3 protein-coding genes are annotated in these 1,237 nt (G+C 63.5%); all 3 read left to right on the top strand.

Features of this window, described 5'->3' with window-relative positions:
• Positions 1-16 precede the first annotated feature (16 nt).
• Entirely contained in the window at positions 17-526 is a 510-nt protein-coding gene (dnaQ, locus tag DBR20_RS10315) for a DNA polymerase III subunit epsilon (protein ID WP_089237855.1), read from the top strand.
• Between the two features lie 322 nt (positions 527-848).
• Positions 849-1,085 (top strand): 50S ribosomal protein L28, encoded by a 237-nt coding sequence (rpmB, locus tag DBR20_RS10310; protein WP_005411638.1) that lies wholly within the window; start codon positions 849-851, stop codon positions 1,083-1,085.
• A gap of 10 nt (positions 1,086-1,095) precedes the next feature.
• Positions 1,096-1,237, top strand: a 142-nt coding sequence (gene rpmG / locus DBR20_RS10305) for a 50S ribosomal protein L33 (protein WP_181393065.1), incomplete at its 3' end; no start/stop codon positions are given.

The raw sequence follows: 1,237 nt of genomic DNA, 5'->3' as shown, positions 1-1,237 counted from the left end.
CATACGGGTGTGTGGCATGAGCCGCGTCGTTGCGCTGGATACCGAAACCACCGGCATCTCGCATCGTCTGGGCCACCGGGTGATTGAGATCGGGGCGGTGGAACTGATCGATGGACAACTCAGCGGCCGTCAGTTCCACACCTATCTGCAGCCGCAGCGCAAAGTGGACTGGGGCGCACAGCGCGTGCACGGCATCAGCGATGCGATGCTGGTGGGCAAGCCGCTGTTTGCGAGCAAGGCTGCTGAGCTGCTGGAGTTCCTGCGTGGCAGCGAGATGGTCGCGCACAACGCTACCTTCGACGTTGGGTTCCTCGACAACGAGCTGCGCCTGGCCGGCATCGCCGATGGGCTGGCCCAGCACTGCCGCGTGACCTGCAGCCTGAAGCTGGCGCGCAACCGTTGGCCGGGCATGCCCAACAAGCTCGACGATGTGCTGCAGCGCCTGCGTATTCCCGGCACCCGCGGCCTGCATGGCGCACTGAAGGATGCGCACCTGCTGGCCCAGGTGGTGCCGCACCTGCGCTGAGCTGGCCCTGTCGCTGTTGTAGAGCCGAGCCGACGCTCGGCTGCTTCCCCCGTATGACCCAGCCGAGCGTGGGCTCGGCTCTACAAGGGGACCCGTCGCCGTGTTCAGCCTTGCCCTGTGGGTAACTTGCGCAAGTGCTTGAACCCATGCATAATGCGCGGCTCGCTGTGTCCGGTTTCGTGCCGGGCGGCGCCCCCGGGAGCACGTCCCCGGCCGCCCAACGCCAGCGTAACCCTTTGATTCTCTTGACGTGTGGTGGGCAACCATCGAGGCCGCCGTCTCCCGGGCTACGGGCTGACACAACTTACTATCGAGGTGCGCCATGTCCCGCGTATGCCAGGTTTCCGGCAAGCGAGTGCAGACGGGTAACAACGTCTCGCACGCCAACAACAAGACCCGTCGTCGTTTCCTGCCGAATCTGCACGAGCGCCGCTTCTGGGTTGCCAGCGAGAACCGCTGGGTGAAGCTTCGTGTTTCCGCGCATGCACTGCGCACCATCGACAAGAACGGTATCGATTCCGTTCTGGCTGAGCTGCGTGCGCGCGGCGAAAAGGTCTGAGGAGTAGACGATCATGGCAGGCAAGCGCGATAAGGTCCGTATGATTTCGACCGCTGGTACCGGTCACTTCTACACGACCGACAAGAACAAGAAGAACACCCCGGGGAAGATGGAATTCTCCAAGTACGATCCGGTCGTGCGCAAGCACGTCC

The organism is Stenotrophomonas sp. HMWF023 (genome assembly GCF_003060985.1).
Lineage (GTDB): Bacteria > Pseudomonadota > Gammaproteobacteria > Xanthomonadales > Xanthomonadaceae > Stenotrophomonas > Stenotrophomonas lactitubi.
The sequence above is the reverse complement of the archived record's forward strand: the minus strand, read 5'-3'. Positions and strand labels throughout refer to the sequence as shown.